The sequence below is a fragment of the Roseovarius sp. S88 genome (assembly GCF_037023735.1).
Classification (GTDB): Bacteria; Pseudomonadota; Alphaproteobacteria; order Rhodobacterales; family Rhodobacteraceae; genus Roseovarius; species Roseovarius phycicola.
Window position 1 is genome coordinate 3,467,647 of record NZ_CP146069.1, and the last position, 22,129, is coordinate 3,489,775.

22 protein-coding genes and 1 pseudogene are annotated in these 22,129 nt (G+C 54.4%); 11 read left to right on the forward strand and 12 right to left on the reverse strand.

The genetic code is table 11. The features are described from left to right. Nucleotides 1-73: 73 nt before the first annotated feature. Nucleotides 74-583: a peptide-methionine (S)-S-oxide reductase MsrA gene (gene msrA / locus RZ517_RS17535; RefSeq protein ID WP_338549407.1), complete on the reverse strand. Its 510-nt coding sequence runs from the start codon at nucleotides 581-583 to the stop codon at nucleotides 74-76. After that, nucleotides 583-1,026 carry a peptide-methionine (R)-S-oxide reductase MsrB gene (gene msrB / locus RZ517_RS17540; RefSeq protein WP_338549408.1) on the reverse strand — a complete coding sequence of 148 codons (444 nt, stop codon included), beginning with the start codon at nucleotides 1,024-1,026 and terminating at the stop codon, nucleotides 583-585. Before msrB ends, msrA begins: the two co-directional genes overlap by 1 nt. A gap of 192 nt (nucleotides 1,027-1,218) precedes the next feature. Between msrB and RZ517_RS17545 the strand changes: the two genes are divergently transcribed. Further along, the gene (locus RZ517_RS17545) at nucleotides 1,219-2,289 is read left to right on the forward strand and encodes a DMT family transporter (protein ID WP_338549409.1); all 1,071 of its coding nucleotides are present in this window, start codon (nucleotides 1,219-1,221) and stop codon (nucleotides 2,287-2,289) included. 18 nt (nucleotides 2,290-2,307) lie between these two features. On the opposite strand, the gene RZ517_RS17550 is transcribed toward RZ517_RS17545, so the two are convergent. Continuing rightward, complete coding sequence (locus RZ517_RS17550; protein ID WP_338549410.1) at nucleotides 2,308-3,018, reverse strand: response regulator; 711 nt, start codon at nucleotides 3,016-3,018, stop codon at nucleotides 2,308-2,310. Continuing rightward, nucleotides 3,015-5,255, reverse strand: coding sequence for an ATP-binding protein (locus tag RZ517_RS17555; protein ID WP_338549411.1), 2,241 nt, complete (start codon nucleotides 5,253-5,255; stop codon nucleotides 3,015-3,017). The genes RZ517_RS17550 and RZ517_RS17555 overlap by 4 nt, the downstream gene beginning before the upstream one ends. Nucleotides 5,256-5,516: 261 nt before the next feature. Between RZ517_RS17555 and cysK the strand changes: the two genes are divergently transcribed. From cysK to RZ517_RS17590, 8 genes and pseudogenes are all read left to right on the forward strand, one after another. Continuing rightward, a complete protein-coding gene (gene cysK, locus RZ517_RS17560) occupies nucleotides 5,517-6,623 on the forward strand; it encodes a cysteine synthase A (protein WP_338549412.1) in 1,107 nt (368 codons plus the stop codon). A 73-nt stretch (nucleotides 6,624-6,696) separates the two neighbouring features. Beyond that, nucleotides 6,697-8,112 carry a pyridoxal phosphate-dependent decarboxylase family protein gene (locus RZ517_RS17565; protein WP_338549413.1) on the forward strand — a complete coding sequence of 472 codons (1,416 nt, stop codon included), beginning with the start codon at nucleotides 6,697-6,699 and terminating at the stop codon, nucleotides 8,110-8,112. A gap of 261 nt (nucleotides 8,113-8,373) precedes the next feature. Beyond that, a complete protein-coding gene (locus RZ517_RS17570; protein WP_338549414.1) occupies nucleotides 8,374-8,556 on the forward strand; it encodes a hypothetical protein in 183 nt (60 codons plus the stop codon). A 23-nt stretch (nucleotides 8,557-8,579) separates the two neighbouring features. Further along, nucleotides 8,580-8,720 (forward strand): hypothetical protein, encoded by a 141-nt coding sequence (locus RZ517_RS17575; RefSeq protein ID WP_338549415.1) that lies wholly within the window; start codon nucleotides 8,580-8,582, stop codon nucleotides 8,718-8,720. A 181-nt stretch (nucleotides 8,721-8,901) separates the two neighbouring features. After that, entirely contained in the window at nucleotides 8,902-9,273 is a 372-nt protein-coding gene (locus RZ517_RS17580) for a group I truncated hemoglobin (RefSeq protein WP_338549416.1), read from the forward strand. Continuing rightward, on the forward strand, nucleotides 9,263-10,279 hold the full coding sequence (locus tag RZ517_RS17585; RefSeq protein WP_338549417.1) for an adenylate/guanylate cyclase domain-containing protein: 1,017 nt from the start codon (nucleotides 9,263-9,265) through the stop codon (nucleotides 10,277-10,279). The genes RZ517_RS17580 and RZ517_RS17585 overlap by 11 nt, the downstream gene beginning before the upstream one ends. A gap of 12 nt (nucleotides 10,280-10,291) precedes the next feature. After that, nucleotides 10,292-10,456, forward strand: a pseudogene (locus RZ517_RS18420) (PAS-domain containing protein); the annotation flags it as partial. Nucleotides 10,457-10,762: 306 nt separating this feature from the next. Further along, a complete protein-coding gene (locus RZ517_RS17590; protein ID WP_338549418.1) occupies nucleotides 10,763-11,785 on the forward strand; it encodes a sensor histidine kinase in 1,023 nt (340 codons plus the stop codon). A gap of 110 nt (nucleotides 11,786-11,895) precedes the next feature. Here RZ517_RS17590 and RZ517_RS17595 read toward each other — a convergent pair whose 3' ends face one another. From RZ517_RS17595 to glpD, 7 genes are all read right to left on the reverse strand, one after another. Next, entirely contained in the window at nucleotides 11,896-13,617 is a 1,722-nt protein-coding gene (locus RZ517_RS17595) for an ABC transporter substrate-binding protein (RefSeq protein WP_338549419.1), read from the reverse strand. Between the two features lie 74 nt (nucleotides 13,618-13,691). Next, on the reverse strand, nucleotides 13,692-13,964 hold the full coding sequence (locus RZ517_RS17600) for a DUF2160 domain-containing protein (protein ID WP_338549420.1): 273 nt from the start codon (nucleotides 13,962-13,964) through the stop codon (nucleotides 13,692-13,694). A 2-nt stretch (nucleotides 13,965-13,966) separates the two neighbouring features. Next, entirely contained in the window at nucleotides 13,967-14,812 is an 846-nt protein-coding gene (locus RZ517_RS17605) for a carbohydrate ABC transporter permease (protein WP_338549421.1), read from the reverse strand. 3 nt (nucleotides 14,813-14,815) lie between these two features. Further along, a complete protein-coding gene (locus RZ517_RS17610; protein ID WP_338549422.1) occupies nucleotides 14,816-15,685 on the reverse strand; it encodes a carbohydrate ABC transporter permease in 870 nt (289 codons plus the stop codon). Then, a complete protein-coding gene (locus RZ517_RS17615) occupies nucleotides 15,685-16,761 on the reverse strand; it encodes an ABC transporter ATP-binding protein (protein WP_338549423.1) in 1,077 nt (358 codons plus the stop codon). The genes RZ517_RS17610 and RZ517_RS17615 overlap by 1 nt, the downstream gene beginning before the upstream one ends. Nucleotides 16,762-16,770: 9 nt before the next feature. Next, nucleotides 16,771-17,859 (reverse strand): ABC transporter ATP-binding protein, encoded by a 1,089-nt coding sequence (locus RZ517_RS17620; RefSeq protein ID WP_338549424.1) that lies wholly within the window; start codon nucleotides 17,857-17,859, stop codon nucleotides 16,771-16,773. A gap of 9 nt (nucleotides 17,860-17,868) precedes the next feature. Further along, nucleotides 17,869-19,455 carry a glycerol-3-phosphate dehydrogenase gene (gene glpD, locus RZ517_RS17625; RefSeq protein ID WP_338549425.1) on the reverse strand — a complete coding sequence of 529 codons (1,587 nt, stop codon included), beginning with the start codon at nucleotides 19,453-19,455 and terminating at the stop codon, nucleotides 17,869-17,871. A gap of 256 nt (nucleotides 19,456-19,711) precedes the next feature. Here glpD and RZ517_RS17630 point away from each other — a divergent pair, with 256 nt between their 5' ends. Beyond that, entirely contained in the window at nucleotides 19,712-20,491 is a 780-nt protein-coding gene (locus RZ517_RS17630; protein WP_338551190.1) for a DeoR/GlpR family DNA-binding transcription regulator, read from the forward strand. A 289-nt stretch (nucleotides 20,492-20,780) separates the two neighbouring features. Beyond that, nucleotides 20,781-20,939 carry a hypothetical protein gene (locus RZ517_RS17635; protein WP_338549426.1) on the forward strand — a complete coding sequence of 53 codons (159 nt, stop codon included), beginning with the start codon at nucleotides 20,781-20,783 and terminating at the stop codon, nucleotides 20,937-20,939. Between the two features lie 163 nt (nucleotides 20,940-21,102). Here RZ517_RS17635 and RZ517_RS17640 read toward each other — a convergent pair whose 3' ends face one another. Continuing rightward, nucleotides 21,103-21,912: a hypothetical protein gene (locus tag RZ517_RS17640; protein WP_338549427.1), complete on the reverse strand. Its 810-nt coding sequence runs from the start codon at nucleotides 21,910-21,912 to the stop codon at nucleotides 21,103-21,105. Nucleotides 21,913-22,129: the final 217 nt, after the last annotated feature.

The following is a 22,129-nucleotide window of genomic DNA, read 5'->3' on the forward strand; positions in this document are numbered from 1 at the left end:
GCAAAGGAAAACCCAGTGCGCGGAAGCGGCACCGGGATCATTCAATCAGTTCTTTCGTTGAACAGCTTTCCGGCTATTCCGCGGCATCCCGCCTTGGCAATGTCCAATTTGGGCGCACGAAATGGCAAGTGTATCCATTCGGAATGCGTTCAAGATAGTCTTGATGCTCCGGTTCCGCTTCCCAGAAGTCGCCAACTGGCTCAAGTTCCGTCACAACGCGTCCTGGCCAAAGCCCGCTGGCATTCACATCGGCAATCGTATCTTCGGCCACCGCTTCTTGTTCATCGTTCGCATAGTAAATCGCCGACCGATAGCTCATACCACGATCATTGCCTTGTCGGTTCGGCGTGGTCGGGTCGTGAATCTGAAAAAAGAATTCCAGCAACTGTCGAAAGCTGATTGTCTCGGGATCGAATATGATCTCGATGCCTTCGGCGTGCGTTCCGTGATTGCGATAGGTTGCGTTGGGTACGTCACCTCCCGTGTAACCCACTCGGGTTTTGTGCACTCCCGGAAGTTTGCGGATCAGATCCTGCATGCCCCAAAAGCACCCGCCAGCCAATACTGCGCGTTCTTCTGCCATCAGACGTCCTCCACTTGGTTTAGGTAATCACCATAGCCTTGCGCCTCCATGTCGTCACGGTGAATGAACCGCAATGACGCTGAATTGATGCAATAGCGAAGACCTCCACGATCGCGCGGCCCATCCGGAAACACATGCCCCAGATGGCTGTCGCCATGCGCGCTGCGCACCTCGGTGCGCACCATGCCGTGCGTCGCATCATGGTGCTCGGTGACATGCGCCGTCTCGATTGGCTTTGTAAAACTGGGCCAACCGCATCCGGACTCGAACTTGTCAGAAGAGGCAAAGAGCGGCTCACCCGAAACGATATCGACATAGATACCGGGCTGTTTGTTGTCGTTATACTCCCCGGTGAAGGGGCGCTCTGTACCGTTCTGCTGTGTTACGCGAAATTGCTCCGGCGTGAGTTTCGCCAAAGCGGCGTCGCTTTTTTCATACTTCATCGCAGGCCCCTTTCCCTCATTGTTCACTAGGAAAATGGCATCAAAACCGCTGTTTGCAAGGGCAAGGGCAGTCCACCATCTGCTCTCGGTTACAAAAGCGAAACAAATGAAACCCCAACACAGTTGACGCGACATAAGCCAGAAACGCGACACTCCTAGGTAGGCGGCATCGAATAAACCCGGAGCCGCACGATGCCTCGCAATGCCTTGATTAAATTGAATGACCTCTCTCCTGCCACCATCGGCATGGGCTTTGCTTGGGTGGGCGTGATGATCTATGCCGCGTCAAATTCCATCGCGACACTATTGGTTGACATTGGGTCGGCCAATCCAGTTGCCGGTGGGCGGAATGCCATCACATTCACGAACTTGTTGTTTCTGGGGTCGCTCATTTCGCTGGTTCCGATGACCGCACTTTTCCGAGGCGACTGGACCCGTACGAACCTGCGTGCGCTGTCGCGCAAGGACTGGGGATTGCTGACACTGTCAGCATTTCTATCCTCAGCTCTGACCCCCGGCCTTTTTTTCTTTGCTCTGGAGCACTCCAACGTGACAAATGTTGTGTTGGTGAGCCGGATTGAACCGCCGCTATTTCTTTTGGCAGCTGCTGTATTTCTGCGCGAACGCATCAACCTTAGGGCTTTGTCTGCTGGAATGGTTGCGCTAGTCGGCGCAACCCTGATGATCAGCCTCCGTGGCTCTGGAGACACTTGTGTGTTTGACATCGGAGAGATCGCTGCAGCTGTAGCGACTTTGTCCTACGTTGCATCTGCCATCGTTGCGCGCCGTGTCCTAAAGAGCATTCCAATGGGTATTTTCTCAATTTACCGAACAGTTGTCGGCGCAGCGATGTACTTTGCACTTGTCTCATTTCTACAAGGACCAGAGCAATTTCAGGACCTCTTCTCGCCAGTTCTTCTGAGCTGGATCTGGGTCTACGCCATCCCGGTCATCGTGATTGGACAACTGGCATGGTTTTTTGCGCTGAAATACGCGCGTGCCAGTGACATGTCTCTCGCCACATCAGTGTCGCCCCTGGCCGGCATCATCTTTGCCATGGTGCTCTTGGGTGAAAATCCCGGAACCGGATTTGTACCTGGCGCGGCATTGATCGTGGCCGCCATATGCATCGGGCAAATGCGCGACACCACATGGCAAAGGATGCGCGTGATCCTGCGTGATGGCCCCACTGCAGCGCTTAACTTGTCGGTCAGCGTTTTTGCGTCACGTTCGATTGGCACGTTGCAAGGCGGTCGCGCGTAATTTGGATCAGAGTGACCTCTAAGTGGGGTCGTAAATATACCCAATCCCCCGAACGGTCTTGATGACCTGCGGTTTCTGGGGGTTGGGTTCAATCTTGCGACGCAGGCGCGAAATCCGAATATCGATACTGCGATCAAACGGATCCCAAGACCGATCATGAGCCTGTTCCAGAATTTGATCGCGATTGAGCACCCGGCCTCGGTTGCGCGCGAACAAGCTCAGCAAGTTGAATTCCATCGCTGTCAACGCCACTTCGGCCCCATCTGCATCCATCAGCTTGGCCGCTGTCAGATCAAGGGTGAACGCGCCAAAGGGTGCCGTCTTGGGGGCATCACCCTGGATCTGGTCCTGAACCGGTTCGCTCTTGCGGCGCAGCACGGCCTTAATGCGCGCCTCGAGTTCGCGCAGATCCACGGGTTTAGCCAGATAGTCATCGGCCCCCATTTCAAGTCCCACGATCTTGTCGATCACTTCGCCAGCTGCAGTTAGCATCACAACTGGAACCTGACTGGAATTGCGCAAGCTCCTAAGTGTGGTTAACCCATCTTCTCCCGGCATGTTTATATCCAGCAAGATGAGATCAACCGAAGTTGTGTCGATCACGTTGCGCAGCTCGTCACTGTTGCCCGCTGGCACGACCTCGAACCCGCGCTTACTTAGATATTCACGCAGCATGTCCCGGACATCTGGCTCGTCATCACATACAAGAATTTTGGCTGTGCTCGTCATGTGCTGCCCTGTTCTGTTGTGCTCAGGATATCTGACACAAAACTGCGAAGCTCCTTGGGAGAGACCGGTTTCTCAATATATGGCCTTTGCGCCTCTGCGAGAAATGTCTGCGAAGACCGTCCCATTGTGTCCCCTGTTACAAAACCGGTGCGTCCCACCATATCGGGAAAGTCCTGCGAGATCGCTTCAAAAAAGCCTCGCCCATCGGTACCCGGCATATTCAGGTCACTGAGAATGATGTCATATCTTTGATTTCGCAAGCTTTCGAGAGCCAAATCCGCGACATTGAACATATCCACGGAATACCCACCGCGTGTCAGAATTTCCGCATTGAGCTCCGCCACATCTTCTTCATCATCTACAATGAGAATTCTGACTTGCGAAGGCTGCGTCTCTGCTTGCGTGTCTTTGTCCGTGCTGCTTGAGGTCGCGATGTCTGGTGGCAGGAAAATCTGAAAACTTGTTCCGCCTTCAGAGGTATCGCCAAGCGCGATTGTCCCGTCATGAGTTTTTACGATACGATGACACAAGGCCAGGCCAATACCGGTCCCGTCACCGACATCCTTCGTTGTAAAGAACGGTTCAAAAACCCGGCTGCGTATGTTTTCAGGTATCCCCGGGCCATCATCCTCGACACGAATTTCAACGCCTTCTCCATTTGCGCCGAGGGCTGTCTTAACCTCAATGCGAGTGCCTTTTCCGCTGTGATGTATGGCATGTTCCGCATTTAGAATGAGGTTGATAAAGACCTGCGTCATCTGGTCGGGATCAACAGCAACCGTCGGCAGGTCTTTCGTCAGAACACACGTGATCTCTGCGGCACCTCCTCCATCTCCGTAGCGCGCCACATCTACCGCCGTTTGCACAATTTCGTTGATATTGGTGCTTTGCTGCCTCGTAGGTTCTTGTCGTGCCATGGTGAGGAATGTTTTTACTATTTTTGCACAACGCTCCGCCGCATGGCTAATCTTGTTCACCTGTCTGAGCGTCTGTGGATCGGCGCAATCCTCCTGCAACATCAAAGAGTGTCCCACCACGACAGACAAAGGGTTGTTCAATTCGTGAGCGACCCCAGCCAGAAGCTCGCCCATCGCTGACATTTTCTCATTTTGATAAAGCTGGCTTTGCTGCTGCGCGAGCGCTGCTTCGATCCGCAACTGATCTGTGAGATCGCGGGTGTGTGACACGATCACGTCTTCGTCGTTATATCGAATGAGCCTGGCCGAAACCGATCCCCAAAACGTGCTGCCATCGGCCTTGACATACTCCGCGTTGAAGTCGCGGATAGACCTGTCCCGCTTGAGCTTTTGCAGATATTCGTCGCGCGTTCCGGATTTTGCGTAAAAGGTCCGTGCGCTTCGGTCAGCACCAAACAGGGATATGGTTTCGGGACTGGAAAACAGCACCTCGCCGGTCTCGGCCTTGGTCATTTGGATCGGCGCGGGACATGCTTCCAACACATGGCGGATCATTTCTTCTTGCGCCTGGCGTTCGCTCATATCGACCACCGCCGTCACAACGCAGGTTTCGCCTTCAAACTCGATCATCCGACCCCAGCTGGTGGCTGGCACCAAAGACCCGTCCCGCAGCTTGATCGTGAGCCGGTAGTCATCCACAGATCGCAATTTTGTCAATTCGGCGATGTAGCGGTCGCGATCTTTAGGGTTGGCATAGTGATCCACCGCAGATTGCGTGTCTCCATACATCTCCTTGGCGCGGGGTGATCGATAGAGGATCAGACCATCCGACAGACGCGCCATAACCACGGCAACTGGGCTGGTTTCAAGCACCATCCGAAGCAGGTGTTCTTGGTCCTGCGCCGCAATCTCGGCCTGTTTTCGTTCTGTGATATCGGTGTTCGTAACCACAAAGCCGCCACGTTTCGTGGCACTGAATTGTACTTCGTAGTACCCTCCGCTGGTCAGGGGGATTTCCAGGGTCTGACCAATTGGAACACCTTGCTCAAATCGCCCAGCCAGCCACTCTTCAACCCGTCCGACCGCAGCGGCGTATTGGCCACGTTCCGCACCCGCGCGCAATAGATCCTGCCAGCGCACACCAGGCGCAATCAGCTCCGAAATCAACGGAAACATGTCACAATAGCGCTGATTGAATGTCACCAGCCTGTGGTCTGCATCATAGACTGCGATCCCCTCAGACAGAGCCTGAATCGCATCCCAAAGCAGATCGGCGGTGTGTGAGTGATCCAACGCGCCAGTTTGAGTCTCGGATGTCATGCACTCATCTTTATAAGCCCAATGTTTCAACTCGTTTTCAATTCGGCCGCGTTTTGTTTCAATTGTAACAGCCAACAGATTTCAGCTTCTGATGAAAACCTAGTTAAATATCTGTTTTAATTTAGTTCTAGCTCTTCCAGACCACGTCAGGCGGATGTTTCGCAACTGAAACACAAAACCTCTTTTCAGGACATCCGACTGCAACATCGCACCCCCAAACCTGTGACATCACTTCAATGAACCTCCACGAAGGACCCACATATGTCACAGATCAAATCTTCCATTCTCGACACGATCGGCAACACACCCATCGTCAAGATCAACAAGCTCGCACCCGAAGGCGTTGAGCTTTTCGTCAAACTCGAATCCTTCAACCCGATGGGCTCGGTCAAGGACCGGCTGGCCCTGGGTGTGATCGAAGCCGCCGAACGCGACGGGTCGCTGCGCCCGGGACAGACCATTGTCGAAGCCACAAGCGGAAACACTGGCATCGGGCTTGCCATGGTCTGTGCGCAAAAGGGCTATCCGCTTGTGGTGACAATGGCCGAAAGTTTCAGCGTAGAACGCCGCAAGCTCATGCGGTTTCTCGGTGCCAAAGTCGTGCTCACACCTGCCACGCAAAAAGGCAGCGGCATGGTTGCGAAAGCCCGAGAGCTGGCGGCGGCACATGGCTGGTTCATGTCACGGCAGTTTGAGAACCCCGCCAATGTCGAGGTCCATAGCCGCACCACCGCCCGCGAAATTCTGCGCGATTTCGGCAGCAACGGGCTGGATTATTGGGTCACCGGGTTCGGCACCGGCGGGACTTTGACGGGCGTGGCGCGCGTGCTGCGCTCCGAAAGCCCCGCAACCAAGATTGTAACAGCTGAACCCGCCACAGCCGCTCTGATGCAAAGCGGCCAGGTACAGGCCTTTAACACCGACGGCAGCGCCGCAGAAAGCCACCCGGCCTTCAACCCGCACCCGATGCAGGGCTGGTCGCCCGATTTCATTTCCGACATTGCGCATCAATCCATGCAAAACGGTTACATCGACCACATGATGTCCGTGGCAGGACCAGATGCCATCGCCATGGCCAAAGAGCTTGCACGCAAGGAAGGCATCTTCTGCGGCATCAGCGGTGGTGCAACCTTCGCCGCTGCAATGGAGGTCGCAAAAACCGCACTGAAAGAATCCACGATCCTTGCGATGTTGCCTGATACGGGCGAGCGCTATCTTTCGACACCTTTGTTTGAAGATGTTGCGGTCGAGATGACAGACGAAGAACTCGCACTGTCGGAATCGACTCCGAACGTGCGCTTCGATGTCCCGGCTCCGTCCGCGACGCCTGCCAAACCAACGCTCGTCGCTGCCCTAAGCGCGACCTGAAAACCCTGGCCGAAGGCATCCCTGTCTCTGGCCGATCATGCCTAGATCTTCAGATTTTCAAAGGAACCAAACCATGCAACAGGTTCATGCCTTCCCGGTCCTCAGCGGTCCTTTGGCCAAAGCTTCGGCCTATGCCAACGACTACCGCGAAGCCAAGACCAATCTTCATCCCACCGCCTCATTGGCGAATCTGCGTAACTCCTTTGGCGGCGTACTTCCCGCCAAAGGTCAGCCCGGAGAGGACGTCATCGCCGAGTTGATTAAGGCAGCAGAGCCCGGACTTGTCGGCAACACGCAAGCTGGGTTTCACGCCTGGGTTATGGGTGGCTCGAACATCACAGGCGTAGCTGCGGATTGGTTGACCTCGATTTGGGGGCAAAATGCGGGCATCTATCAGTGCTCACCTGCCGCCGCCACAGCCGAGGAAGTGGCCTGCGGCTGGCTTTTGGATGTGCTTGATCTGCCGCGCGAGGCGTCGGTTGGGCTGACCACGGGTGCCACCATGGCCGGGTTCATCGGACTGGCCGCGGCACGGGACGAAGTCTTGCGGCGGGCCGGCTACGACTTGGCGGAAACAGGTTTGCAATATGCCCCGCCTGTTCAGGTCTTCCTGTCCGCCGACACGCATGTCTCAAACCGTGCGGCCTTGCGGTTTCTTGGTTTTGGACAGCGTAACATCGTTGAAATTCCGACAGACGATCAGGGTCGCATGAACATCGCTGACCTCGCCTCGAAAATCGAGACAAGCAGCAACCCAAAGATCATTCTCGCCACAGCCGGGCACATCAACACAGGCGCATTTGACGACTTTCCGGCACTTGCGGATCTCGCACATGCGCATGGCGCATGGTTGCATGTCGACGCGGCATTTGGGCTTTGGGCCCGGGCCAGCGTAACGACCCGAGCCATGACGCGCGGTATTGAACGGGCGGACAGCTGGTCGACAGATGGTCATAAATGGCTGCAAATGCCGTTTGATGCGGGGTTCGCTATCGTCCGAGACCGCGACGCGCACCGCCGCGCTATGGACATCACGGCAAGCTATCTGTCGGAGCCTCCAGATGGTGGACGCAATGCGACCCAATTTAATCCCGAGCTGTCGCGCCGCGCGCGTGGATTTGCCGCCTGGGCCACGTTCAAATCGCTGGGTCGGGACGGGATCGCCGACATGGTGCATTCGCACTGTGCCTGCGCCAGCCTGCTGGCGCACAAACTGCGGCGCATCCCGGGTGTGCGTATTCTCAACGACGTGGTGCTGAACCAACTGATCGTCGTGTTCGATCCCGGCCATGGCCAGGCAGCAGCAGATCTGGCCACACAACGCATGGAAGACGCCCTCAACGCAGATGGTCGGCACTTCGTTCGCACAGCCATTTGGCGTGGGCAACGCGTCTTGCGCATCTCGATCATCAATCCCGAGACTGGCCCAAGGCACATGGCGGATCTGGCCAGCAAGATCGAAAGGCTCTGGACGACGATCAGAGCCTGAAGCGGCCACCACTCACACGCGCCGCTTTGTGATCCGCCGGGCCCTGCCCGGCGGGTCTTTTTTGAAAGGTGCAAACCTCTCCGCCGTCCTGAAACATTTGAAACGCCAAAGTGCACGATATGACCGAAAGCTGAAACATCAAAGGCTTAGAACAAAGATATTCCCAATGCAGGATGTTGCGTGTCCCTCCAACTCCCTTGCATCACCCAAACCCCGAACCCGCAAGAGCGGCTCACAAACTGACAATAAAGGACGATGACAATGAACAGCTTCGCAGAACACACGACAATGCCGATGACAGTGGACGAACGAAATCTCGTCTCCCTCGTCACGCGGATCAAAGCCTTGGCCAAAACCGGCCATAAGAAGGGCCGCGCCAAAGTGGCCCGGATGATCAGCTTACCCAAAATCCAACCCTCCAGTCGCGACGGCTGGATCGTTTGATCACTTCAGGAAAGGAATTCAAAATGGCTCGTTTTCGAAACTCCAACACTCAGGCCGCTCAGGACATGGCGCGTGTGCATTCTGCCGACCGGCGGAACCGACGAACACCTTTGGTCGACGCGTCCTTGTTCCAAAAGCTTCGGTTTGACCACGCAATGATCTGAATGCAGGTGGTCGCAATGGTGAACGATGCAAAGCCCTTTGTCAGACGACGGTACATTCGTCCTCAGGCAAAGTGCACACCCGATGCAATGCCATCTTATGTTGACCGGTTTGCACATTCCTGCGTTAAATCGCCAGGTCTGACCCCAGAACACTAACCCGTCAGATAGGACCAAACGAAGAATGGAAAAATCTCTTTTTGACAAATATGGTGGGTTCTCCACCGTCAGCAAAATTGTTCTCACCCTCTATGATCGGTTGCTCGAAGACGACGATGTCGGACCTTTTTTTGACGATGTTGACCTGTCGCGCCTGATCGACCATCAGACCAAGTTTGTGTCGTCTCTGATGGGTGGGCCTGCCTCATTTACCGATGATCACATCGAGCGCGCGCATCGCGGTATGCAGATTGAAGATCATCAATTTGACCGACTGAAAGAAATCGTTGCCGAAGTGCTCACCGATTTTGAGGTCGACGCGCCTGACATTGAGACGATTGTCGGAGCATTTGAGGCGCGCCGCGAAATTCTAATCGAGAAGCCAAATGTCAATTGAGGCCATCAACGAACAGCTGTTGCGGGCCATCGGCGTCGGCGTTGCTTTGGTTGATCTGTCTGACCTGTCCTTTTCGTTCCGCAACGACACGTTCAATGAATGGTTTGGCGACCCGGACCCGACCGCACGGCTGACAGAACTTTTTCCTGATCTGGACAGCCAGACGCTGCAATCTGAAATGCTTGACGACGGCCGCATGACGACCGAGGCGTCCTTTAAACTGCGCCGACGTACCATGACCGTCGCATTGGAATTTAGCCGGGCGCAAAACGCCCATGAAAACATCGCCGTTCTGGTTTGCCAGAACATCACCCGCATCAAAGAGCTGGAATCCATGATCGATTCCTATTCCATGATGGTCGAGCGCAACACGCACGAAATAAAACGTGAGAAAGAGCAGGTTGAAAAACTGCTGCTGAATATGATGCCGCGCGCAGCATATGAAGAATACAAAACCTTCGGTGTGGTCGCGCCGCGCCTGTTCGATCCTGTATCCGTTCTTGCGCTCGACTTCATTCAGTTCGATGCGCAACTCACGCAGCACGAGCCTGGCGTGATCGTCAGCGAACTCAACGACATTTACAGCGCGTTTGATCGCATTGGCGCGCAGTTTGCGTGCCAGCGTATCCGAACGAATGGTGACAGCTATGTCGCTGTATCCGGCGTGCCCGATCCGAACCAGGATCACGCCATGGCCGTCGCGAATTCAGGCGTTCGGTTTCTAAGATATCTGGCACGACGCAACGACTCGCACCCGATCAAATGGGTGGCACGCATCGGCGTCGCCTCTGGCTCGGTGATTGGATCCGTGGTCGGCATTCAGAACTATATTTACGATGTTTTTGGTCCAACTGTCGGGGCCGCGCTTCATCACCGGTCATTGGCCGACGAGATGACAATGGCAACCGACGCAACCTTTGCCGAAATTGTAGCAGAAAAGTTCGGTGCGCTACCATCAGACGATGGAACGCATGTTTTGATGCGCGACCTGGCAGAAAACGCCTAGAGGCCGCGGTCTATGGCCTCTGACCTAAACCACCAACAAACCCATGCAAATCCCCAAGCTTTGCAAAACGTAGTGGAACACCTTCCACAAGGTGTGGTGGTTTTCGATGCGCAAGGTGAGCTGACACTGGTTAATGACAGTTTTCGCACAATGTATCAGTCTCTTGCAGACTTGCTTGCCCCTGGCTTGCCCTGGTCGATATTTCTACGTGAGGCGCTCAGCCAAGGGGTCTTGCCCGCGCCGGTTGCCAAACGACTGGACGAAATTGAATTTTCGCTCACCAACAACAATCCTGTCGCTGATCCAGTACCACTGCCTGCAACAGGCGGGCAATCCTTCAGCTTGCAGATGATCGCCTCATCTGACGGTGGGTTTTCCTTGATTCAGTCTGCAAACCTGGAGCGCACCAAGGAAATCGATGCGGCCCGCGAAGCTGAAACGCTTTTGCGAAAAGTGCTAGAGGCCTGCCCGACCAGTTTGACCATGTCGCGTGTCTCAGACGGGCAGGTGATATACCGTTCTCCCGCCGCCACCGAACTGTTGGGCACTGCCAAAAGCAGCTTTTCGCACTTTGCCCAGGCAGAGGATCGCGCGGACTTTGTCACCGCTCTTTTGCCTGATGCTCGCGTCGACAACATGCGCGTCATCGGCGTCCGCGCAAACGGAGAGCACTTCCCCGCTGACCTGTCTGCAAGGTTGATCGACTATCGCGGCGACGACGTGATTGTCAGCAATATTGAGGACCTCACCAAGGAACTCGCAATACAGGCTGAACTTGACCGCCAAAAAGATCAACTGTTTCAGGCGGAAAAACTGTCGGCCTTGGGAGAGATGCTGGCTGGCATCGCGCATGAGTTGAACAACCCCCTTTCGATCATTGCCGGCAACGCAGAAATCCTGCACGAAGAATTGGAAAATTCACCACAAGAACGGCGCATCGACAAGTTATCTCAAGCCGCTCAAAGGTGCATTCGGATCGTCAGGTCCTTTCTCTCCTTGGCTCGCGAAGAGCCACTCGATCTCAAATCCGTCCAAATCTCCGATCTCGTCGCAAATGCCGTAGACGCCGTAAAACCGGACGCAGACAAAGCAAAAGTATCATTGAACGTAAAAAACACAGAGCCATGCCAAAGCATTTTGGCGGATGACGTGCAACTGACGCAGGTGATTATCAACCTACTGACCAACGGTGTTCATGCCATCCAGGATTCAGGTGTTGGAAGCTCCGTTTCCATTGATTGGACATGCTCGGGAAGCGAATTGATTATTCGTGTTGCCGACAACGGCCCTGGTATTTCCAATGATATCAAAGGTCGTATCTTTGATCCGCTGTTCACGACCAAACAAGTCGGCAAAGGCACCGGTGTTGGTTTGGCATATTGCCATCGGATCGTCACCGCACATAATGGCAAAATTTGGCTGGAGCCAGGCAACACGCCGGGGGCGACAATCACTTGTTCTGTGCCGTTGGTTGAAGACGACCAGCGAGAAATTCTCCCAAAATAATTGCACCGCAAGCTGCCTGTACTGGCATTTCCTGAACCGCTAAGGCGAACAGCTAAATCGCACGGGGCGCGCAACAACACACGCGCCCCGCACTTGGGAGAAGCCTGGACTTACTGCCAGGACTTGATCAACTCGTCATAAGAAACGGTCTTGGGCTCTTCGTCCTCATTCTCAAGCTTCGCATAAGGCGCACCTGGCTGATCGAACCAATACTGCGCATCCTGCGGCTCGTTCATGACCGGACCGAGATCACCTTGAACCCCAGCGCGCTCCAGGCGTTCAAGCACACGTTCCTGGTCTGCACAAAGTGAGTCCAAAGCCTCTTGAGGTGTCTTGGCACCGGACATGGCGTCGCCAATGTTCTGCCACCACAGCTGCGCCAGCTTCGGATAGTCAGGAACGTTTGTGCCTGTCGGCGACCATTGCACCCGCGCAGGTGAGCGATAAAACTCGATCAGACCACCCAGCTTGTCCGCGCGTTGTGTGAAGTGATCAGAGTTGATGGTGCTTTCACGAATGAACGTCAGGCCCACATCCGCTTTCTTCAGGTCCACTGTCTTGGACACAACGAACTGCGCATAGAGCCAGGCCGCCTTGGCACGGTCAACCGGCGTGGATTGCATCAGTGTCCATGAACCCGCGTCCTGATAGCCAATCTTCTGGCCTTCTTTCCAGTAAACACCATGCGGCGAGGGGGCCATACGCCACTTGGGTGTGCCGTCCTCATTCATAACTGGAAGGCCGGGTTCAACGGTGGCTGCGGTAAAGGCGGTGTACCAGAACATCTGCTGCGCAACATTGCCCTGTGCCGGGATGGGTCCCGCCTCAGAGAATGTCATGCCAGCCGCCGCAGGTGGCGAGTATTTCTGCAGCCATTCAATCGCTTTGGTCACCGCATAAACCGCTGCCGGTCCGTTGGTCGCCCCACCACGCGCCACACAGGAACCTGTTGGCTGACTGTTCTCATTGACACGAATGCCCCATTCATCAACCGGAAGGCCATTGGGCTCACCCACGTCGCCCATACCGGCCATGGACATCCACGCGTCGGTATAGCGCCAGCCAAGGCTTGGGTCCTTCTTGCCGTAGTCCATGTTGCCGAAGACTTCGCCTTCGACGCCCAGATGGCTCAAGTCACGCCCAGTAAAGAACTCAGCAATGTCCTCATAAGCCGTCCAATTGACAGGCACGCCGAGGTCATAGCCATAGGCCTCTTTGAAGTCGGCCTTGTTCTTCTCGTCATTGAACCAATCGTAGCGGAACCAATAGAGGTTCGCGAATTGCTGATCCGGCAGCTGATAGAGCTTACCATCCGGCCCGGTGGTAAAGGACGTGCCAATAAAGTCATCCACATCCAAAGTCGGCAAGGTCACATCCGCGCCTTCGCCTGCCATCCAGTCGGTCAGGTTGCGCACTTGCTGATAGCGCCAGTGGGTACCGATGAGGTCCGAGTCGTTGATATAGGCGTCATAGATGTTCTCGCCCGACTGCATCTGCGTTTGCAGCTTCTCAACCACGTCACCTTCACCGATCAGGTCGTGGGTGACCTTGATGCCAGTGATCGCGGTAAAAGCAGGCGCCAGAACCTGACTTTCATATTCATGCGTCGTGATTGTCTCCGAGACGACCTTGATCTCCATGCCTTCAAACGGCTTGGCCGCATCGACAAAGAACTGCATCTCTGCCTCTTGCCCTGCACGGTCAAGCACGGAAAGACCCGCGATTTCGTTGTCGAGAAACTCCATCGCCTCTTCCATACCGGCCCAGGCCGTGCTGCCCAAAAGGGCAAGACCGACCGCCAGCGCGGTGGTTGATTTCAATCTAAAGTTCATTGTTTCCTCCCATTGGTTATTCGAACTTTGAAAATTGGTGACCTATCGGGGGACGGCCACCGGTGTTTTGGCGATCAGACCCATCGGAACACCGCAAAGGCATAGATCGCACAGACGATTAAAGCGTAAGGCTTGTTTGCGCCCACAAGGCCCAGCCAGGCCAGGTTGATAAAGGCCGAGCCCAAAAGCGTGATAAAAAGCCGGTCGCCCCGTGTGGTCTCAATCCGAAGGATACCCACACGCGGGGTTTCAGGATATTTGATCGCAAGCACCGTGAAGGTGATCAGAAGGGCCGCGATAACGCCGAAAAAGGCGGCGGTCGGCCATGTCCATGCCATCCAGGCCATTTTCACACCCTCCCCAGGGCAAAGCCCTTGGCGATGTAGTTGCGCACGAAATAGATCACGAGGGCACCGGGCACGATAGTCAGAACCCCCGCCGCCGCAAGTACGCCCCAGTCAATGCCAGCAGCCCCTTGCGTCCGGGTCATGATGGCGGCAATCGGCTTGGCATCCACAGTCGTCAGTGTCCGGCTGAGCAGCAGCTCAACCCAACTAAACATGAAGCAGAAGAACGCAGCCACACCGATGCCCGACGCAATCAGCGGCATGAAAATTTTCACGAAGAACCGCGGAAATGAATACCCGTCGATATAGGCCGTCTCGTCAATTTCCTTGGGCACACCTCGCATGAAGCCCTCCAAAATCCACACCGCCAGCGGCACGTTGAAGAGGCAATGCGCCAAGGCCACCGCGATATGCGTATCGAAAAGTCCCACAGACGAGTAAAGCTGAAAGAATGGCAGCGCAAACACCGCCGGCGGCGCCATGCGGTTCGTCAAAAGCCAGAAGAAGAGATGCTTGTCACCCATAAAGCTATAGCGCGAGAACGCATAGGCGGCAGGCAAGGCCACAGCGATGGAAATCACAGTGTTGATCACCACGTAGATCAACGAATTGATATAGCCCGAGTACCACGCCGGATCGGTCAGGATCGTCTTGTAATTGTCGAGCGTTGGATTGTCCGGCCAAAGCGTGAAGGTGTTCAGGATCTCCGTATTGGTCTTCAGGCTCATATTTAGCAGCCAATAGATCGGAAGCATGAGGAAGATCAGGTAAAGCCCCATCACCACGGCCCGCGAGTTGATGGCCGGGATCGAAGAAGACCGTGTTTGAGGTGCTGTTGCGTCAGCCATCGCTTACCTCTCCCGCCGGTCAAGGTTGGTCATCACGGTGTAGAACACCCAGGAAATGAGCAGGATCACCAGGAAATACATGATCGAAAACGCCGCCGCCGGTCCAAGGTCAAACTGCCCCAGCGCCATCTTCACCAGATCAATACTGAGGAAGGTCGTCGCACTGCCGGGACCACCGCCCGTCACCACGAAAGGCTCTGTGTAGATCATAAAGCTATCCATGAACCGCAACAGGATCGCGATCATCAAAACACCTGCCATCTTGGGAAGCTCGATGTAGCGGAACACCTTCCAACGCGAGGCCTGATCAATCTTGGCCGCCTGATAATAGGCATCTGGAATAGACTGCAGCCCGGCATAGGCCAGCAGGGCCACAAGCGAGGTCCAGTGCCAGACATCCATGACGATAACCGTCACCCACGCATCAAACGTGTCTTGCGTGTAGTTGTAATCGATCCCCAAAGCTGACAGCGTATAGCCCAAAAGGCCAATATCGACGCGGCCAAAAATCTGCCAGATGGTGCCAACCACGTTCCATGGGATCAGCAGGGGCAAGGACATCAGCACAAGGCAAACTGAAACCCACACGCCCTTCTTCGGCATGTTAAGCGCTACGAAGATGCCCAACGGAATTTCAATCGCCAGGATGATCGCCGAGAACATCAATTGGCGACCCAGCGCATCCCACATGCGGTCCGAGGCCAAGAGCTCTTCAAACCATTCCAGACCGGCCCAGAAAAACTGATTATTTCCAAACGTGTCTTGCACCGAATAGTTGACCACAGTCATCAGCGGGATCACCGCCGAGAACGCGACAAGCACTAGAACCGGCAAAACAAGGAACCAAGCCTTCTGATTTGGGGTTTTCTCCATCACGCAGCCTCCCCTTCTGTCAGCCAGTCATCAACATAGACATTCACGCGGTCCGGATCGAACGCCACACGGGTCATGTCCGGCGAGATGGATTGGTCTTCACCCGCCACGATGTTGATCTCACTACCAAAGAGATCCGCGCGCACGATCTTGTGCCGCCCAACATCCTCAACCCGGCGCACCTTGACCGGCAGGCCTACATCCTCGGTCAGCGACACAAACTCGGGCCGCACGCCAAGCTCAACCTTACCCGATAACGCCCCATAGGCGCGCGCCAGCGATAGCGATGCCCCATGCACCTTGGCCACTTTTCCTTCCACATCTGCCGGGATGAGGTTCATACCGGGTGAGCCAATGAAGTAGCCCACAAACGTATGCTCCGGCCGCTCAAAAAGCTCTTGAGGTGTGCCGATCTGAACCACGCGCCCGTCATGCATCACGACCACTTTGTTGGCGAATGTAAGCGCCTCAGTCTGGTCATGAGTCACATAAATCATCGTATGGCCGAACTGCTGATGCAGCTGCTTGAGCTGTGTGCGCAGTTCCCATTTCATATGCGGATCAATCACCGTAAGCGGCTCATCAAAGAGAAGGGCATTGACGTCTTCACGCACCATGCCCCGCCCAAGGCTGATCTTTTGCTTGGCATCTGCCGTCAGGCCCCGCGCCCTGCGGTCCAGCGTCTCCTCTAGCCCGATCATCGCAGCAATCCCTTGCACGCGCATCGCGATATACCCCGCGTCTGCCTCACGATTGCGCAATGGAAAGGCAAGGTTATCACGCACCGTCATCGTGTCGTAGACGACAGGAAACTGGAACACCTGCGCGATATTGCGATCCGTGGTTGAAGACGCTGTCACATCCATATCGTTGAATAGGATGCGTCCCTGACTTGGTGTCAGAAGCCCCGAGATGATATTGAGCAACGTCGTTTTACCGCAGCCCGAGGCCCCAAGAAGCGCATAGGCCTCGCCATCCGCCCAGTCGTGGTTCAACTCCTTGAGCGCGAAATCCGCCTCTCCGGTTGGGTTGGGAAAGTATGAATGCGCCAGATTGTCCAGGGTTATCTTCGCCATCGTCGCCCCCTATGCCGCCAACGCGTAGGACGCAGGCGCAACCAGCGTCCCGTCTTCACTGAAAATGTAAACATGGCTTGGGTCGAGATAGACGCGCAAGGCTGCACCTATCTCAAGATTGTGCACCCCGTGTAAAAGTCCCACCCAGCGCTCCCCATGATGATCAAGATGTACGAATGTTTCAGATCCCGTCAGTTCAGTGACCACAAGGCTTGTCTCAAAGGCCATGGCACTTTTCGTATGGTTCTCAATTTCGACATGGTTGGGCCGGAAACCAGCGAGGTAGCGACCATCTGCCAAATCTTCCAGCGCACCTGTTGCCGGGGCAGTTTGACCGTCGCCGAACATCAGTTTGGCGCCGGTCTTGCTTATCTTCAGGAAATTCATCGGAGGATCACTGAAAACCCGCGCGGTGGTGGCATCGACGGGCTGCCGATAAACGTAAGGGGTCGCATCAAACTGAGTGATCCGCCCTTCCCAAAGGGTCGCAGTGGAACCGCCTAGCAACAAAGCCTCCTCCGGTTCGGTTGTGGCATAGACAAAAACCGCGCCTGACTCTTCAAAGATCTTCGGGATCTCAGCGCGCAATTCCTCGCGCAGCTTGTAATCAAGATTTGCCAAAGGCTCATCGAGCAAGACGAGCCCAGCATCCTTGACCAACGCCCGCGCCAGTGCGCAGCGCTGCTGCTGACCTCCCGAAAGCTCCAAAGGCTTACGGTCCAACATCGGCGTCAATTTTATCAAATCCGCCGCCTTCTTGACCGCCTTGTCCAACTCGGCCCCGGACATTCCAGAAATCCGAAGCGGCGAGGCGATGTTGTCGTAAACACTCATAGAGGGGTAGTTGATGAACTGCTGGTACACCATGGCGACGCCCCGGTCCTGCACGCGCACGCCAGTGACGTCTTGTCCTTCCCAAAACACCTGCCCACCGGTCGGCATATCCAGCCCCGCCATCAGGCGCATCAGACTGGTTTTCCCGGATAGTGTAGGTCCCAACAGGATGTTCATCGTGCCTTTTTCAAGAACAAGGTCAGTGGGGCGAATATGTGTCACGCCGTTCACCACTTTTGAGATGTTCCTGAGCTCCAATGTCATCTCATCCCCCTATTCCGCCGCCGCTGGAAAGCTATTGCGCAGGTAGTCCGCCATCCAATTGTCAAGCTTTTGAATCTGCGCCTCGCGCAAGCGCAGACCAAGCTTGGACCGACGCCAGAGCACATCATCAGCAGTACGTGCGTATTCCTTGTGAATGAGCCACTCAACTTCGCGCTGCGTCAAGTCACTTCCAAAGTCAGCACCAAGATCATCTCTGGTAACCGCGTCCCCGAGAATGTCGCGTGCCTCAGTGCCATACGCTCTTACGAGACGCTTGGCCCAACGCTCATTCAAGTACATGAACTCAGCCTGCAAGGCATCGACCAATGCGTCGAAACCGTCGACCGGAAAGTCTCCGCCCGGGAGTGCAACACCCGCAGTCCAGGCCTCATCGATTTGCGGAAAAACACCGGCCACCTTCTCAAGCGCGGCTTCAGCTAGTTTTCGATATGTCGTGATTTTCCCACCAAAGATGTGAAGCGCCGCAGCACCTCTGCTTTTGTCCAAATTGAGAACATACTCACGCGTGGTTGCCGTCGCTGATTTGGCGCCATCATCATAGAGCGGCCGCACGCCGGAATACGTCCAGACGACATCTTCCTCTGAAATCGATTTGGCCAGATACTGGTTGATGAATTCGATCAAATAGCTTTGTTCCGCTTCTGTAATCTGCGGACGTTCATCCGCATCCGCGTGATCTGAATCCGTTGTTCCAATCAAGGTAAAATCCGTTTCATACGGAATGGCAAAGATGATCCGCCCATCAATTCCTTGAAAAAAGTAGCTTTTGTCGTGATCAAATAGCTTTCTCGTCACGATATGGCTGCCGCGTACAAGCCTGACACCGCCTTGCTGATTGCTCTTGAGTGTCCCGCGAAGCACATCGCCCACCCAGGGGCCAGCCGCATTCACCACCATCTTGGCAGTTATGTCGTAGGTTTCATTCGCCACCCTGTCATTCACGGACACCCGCCAAATGCCGTCCTCGACCGTTGCTGAAGTGACTTTCGTGCGCGGACGAATAGAAGCGCCTTTTGCTTCCGCATCCCGGGCATTCAGAACAACAAGGCGCGAATCCTCAACCCAGCAATCTGAGTACTCATAAGCTTTTTGAAACTCTGGCTTCAGAGGTGCGCCCTCTGAACGACCCTGAAGACGCATGGATGTTGTGGCTGGCAAAAGATCGCGACCACCAAGGTTGTCGTAGATAAAAAGACCCAGCCGGATGAGCCAAGCCGGTCTACGGCCTTTCATCCACGGCATTACATAGCTGAGCAATTTCGATGTGGGCGTTTCGGAATCAAACCGCATTTCGTGGTGGTAAGGGAGAACAAAGCGCATCGGCCAGGAGATATGCGGCATAGCGCGCAAGAGAACCTCGCGCTCCATCAAAGCCTCGCGCACAAGCCGGAATTCAAAATACTCAAGATACCGTAAACCACCATGAAATAGTTTCGTAGACGCGCCCGATGTCGCTGAACCCAGGTCATTCATTTCCGCAAGGCAAACCGAAAGCCCGCGGCCCGCTGCGTCGCGAGCGATGCCAACTCCATTGATCCCCCCGCCGATAATCAGCAGATCGAAATCCGGTGCCATCGAATTCCTCCCATGTGGCTAAGAACGCCACACTGATAATCGGTGACAAGATTCGACCTCTAATGGAAGGTAAAAATTTTCGTTTCTGCTCGTATTGAAATACAGTTATGATTTCATTCGGGTTTTTTCGCCAGCGCCTGTAGTGATTCATGTTCTTTATCAGCGCGAATTGATCAAAACGAAAAAATTCGCGCGCAATTTCCTGTCGCTTGTGGAAAAATCGCGCGACTCGGCCAACACTGAGCTTGGAGGAGATATGGGTCAAACGCTTCGAAAGCCGGAAATCATCAGCATCGCGCGACGCGAAGGCAAAGTAACTGTCGACATGCTGGTGTCGCATTTTGGGGTCACACCCCAAACCATACGCCGCGACCTCACAGAGCTGGCGGATGCCGGACAACTTGAGCGCGTTCATGGCGGTGCGGTCTTGCCGTCAACAACTGTCAACCTGGGCTACAGCGAACGCCGCGAACTGAACCAACCTGCGAAAGTCGACATCGCTCGGCTCTGCGCGCGGCATATTCCGCATGACTGTTCTGTGTTTCTTAACATCGGCACAACGACCGAAGCCATCGCAACCGAGCTGCTGCATCATCAGGGCCTTCTAGTTGTGACCAACAACACAAACATCGCCCTTATTCTATCGGCCAACCCGAACGTCGAAGTCGTCGTTACCGGCGGGAATTTGCGGCGTTCGGACGGCGGCCTCGTTGGCGAACTGGCCAAGCAAACTATTGAACAATTCCGGTTCGACCTGGCCGTGATTGGATGCTCAGCGCTCAGCGAAGATGGTGACATCCTGGACTTTGATATTCAGGAGGTTGGCGTAAGCAAGGCGATCATTCGTCAGAGCCAGGCAGTTTTTCTCGCTGCCGACGCCTCAAAATTCGAGCGCCGCGCTCCTGCCAAAATCGCAGACTTATCCGAAGTTGACGTGTTCTTTACTAACAGACCATTGTCCCATCGTTGTGCTCGGTTTTGTGCCACACATGGCACAACGATCGAAGTGACGAAGGAGACACCAGTGTTGACGTGATGGCAATTAGAATCGCTTGAAGGCAAATTCGCGGAAACCGTGAACAATACAAAAAGATCAACAAACATTGTTGCAGAAAACGAAATACTAAAATCTCGGATGGCGTGGAAGTAACGTAGCGTCAATCGATGAGGCGATTGAATCTCCATTTTGATTTTACAGGATAATTTCAGTTTTGGGGTAATACAGGCGGCCCATTCCCACTGATTTTCATAACCCTCAAAGGTGATCTCAGCCTCGTGCTCTCGGGTTTCAACCAAAACCCAAAAGAGAACTACAGGAGGAAAAAATGAGTGAACTGCTGAAACACTATGTGCCCGCCTTTGGCGCCCTGCTGACCACCAGCCAGCCCGAACCTGTGTATGGATTGGCAGGAGCATCACACGCACCAACAACCCAAGTTTACCGTGAAGAAATCGTCGAGCTTTTTAAGGACAAACTTCGTTAAATGTCTTCAGCCTGGGCCAACAAGCGTATCGTGCCGAAGATTGTGGGAGTCTTTCGACAAGGCCGAAATCCGTACACCCAACCTCGCATCGCGTTTTGGAAGGTTCCAATTCCTCATTCGACACAAAAAGCACGGAAGAAACGCAATTCCAGTCTGTCCCTGCCTATCCAGAAAACAAAATAGCCATTAGTCCAATGACGAACGAGAGAAACAAGACGTACGCAACGATTATCGAGCTGCTTGATTTTTCCCTTTCAAACGGCGTTCTTCGCTCATGAATGAAATCAGAGCTGGTGTCTGCACTACTACTGCTGGTCACAGCAGCGCTCTGGTTCAACGCCCGGTTCTGGCTGCGCTGATGGCGAGTTGCTGATCTCCGGTATGCACCGCTATCTTCTCGAGTGTCTTGTTGAATCGCCGTTTCTTTGAGCACTTGAGCAGGTTTGATCTGATGATTGTCGGCACCTATCGGTTTTCTGCGAACGGAGGAAAAGACGTGCGGCTTCGATCCTGGCAACGCGCCCAGACAACTGGAGTCTGCAGGTGCCGTTTTCAACAACGCCTGAGCTTCCGAAGCCAGTTCTCGAAAGTCACTCGTAAGCTGTGCCTTTACATTCAGCAAATACCGGGCTGCGCCAAATCTGAGCCGCAGAATTTCTTCTTCTTTTTTCACCTGCACAAGAAGGCTTGACATTGCGTAAAGTGCGAAATCCTGCGGACTAAAGTCTTTGCGCGATGTTTTCATACGGCGATACGCTGCCTCAAAAAGTATGAGGAGCTGATTGTTCGGCGGAGAGACGATATCTTCACCGACATACATTGAGATAGCACGTAGTGCTTCCCCGAAACAGAACGCCCGTTTGCGCTCCTCCGTAATAAGCGCAATGGGTTCAAATTCCGCAGAAGATTTCTCCACAGCATTCAGCACTCGACCATGAACAGCCGATGATAGTTTTCGAGTTGTTTTGAACAAGGCCCCAACCCTAAGATTCGAGCGCCAGTCTAACATCCCGCGAGCAAGGTTAGGTAGGTCGAATAAGACTTCTATTTCACTTTTTTGATAGCTAAATAGATAGTCTGGATAGATGGCAGCTCCTTTCCTGGATGCACAAGGCTGACCATCTGTTCTTCACCACCATCCAATGCTTTGAAAACGCAAGACTTCGTTGCGCTTTTTGTGATATCTTGCC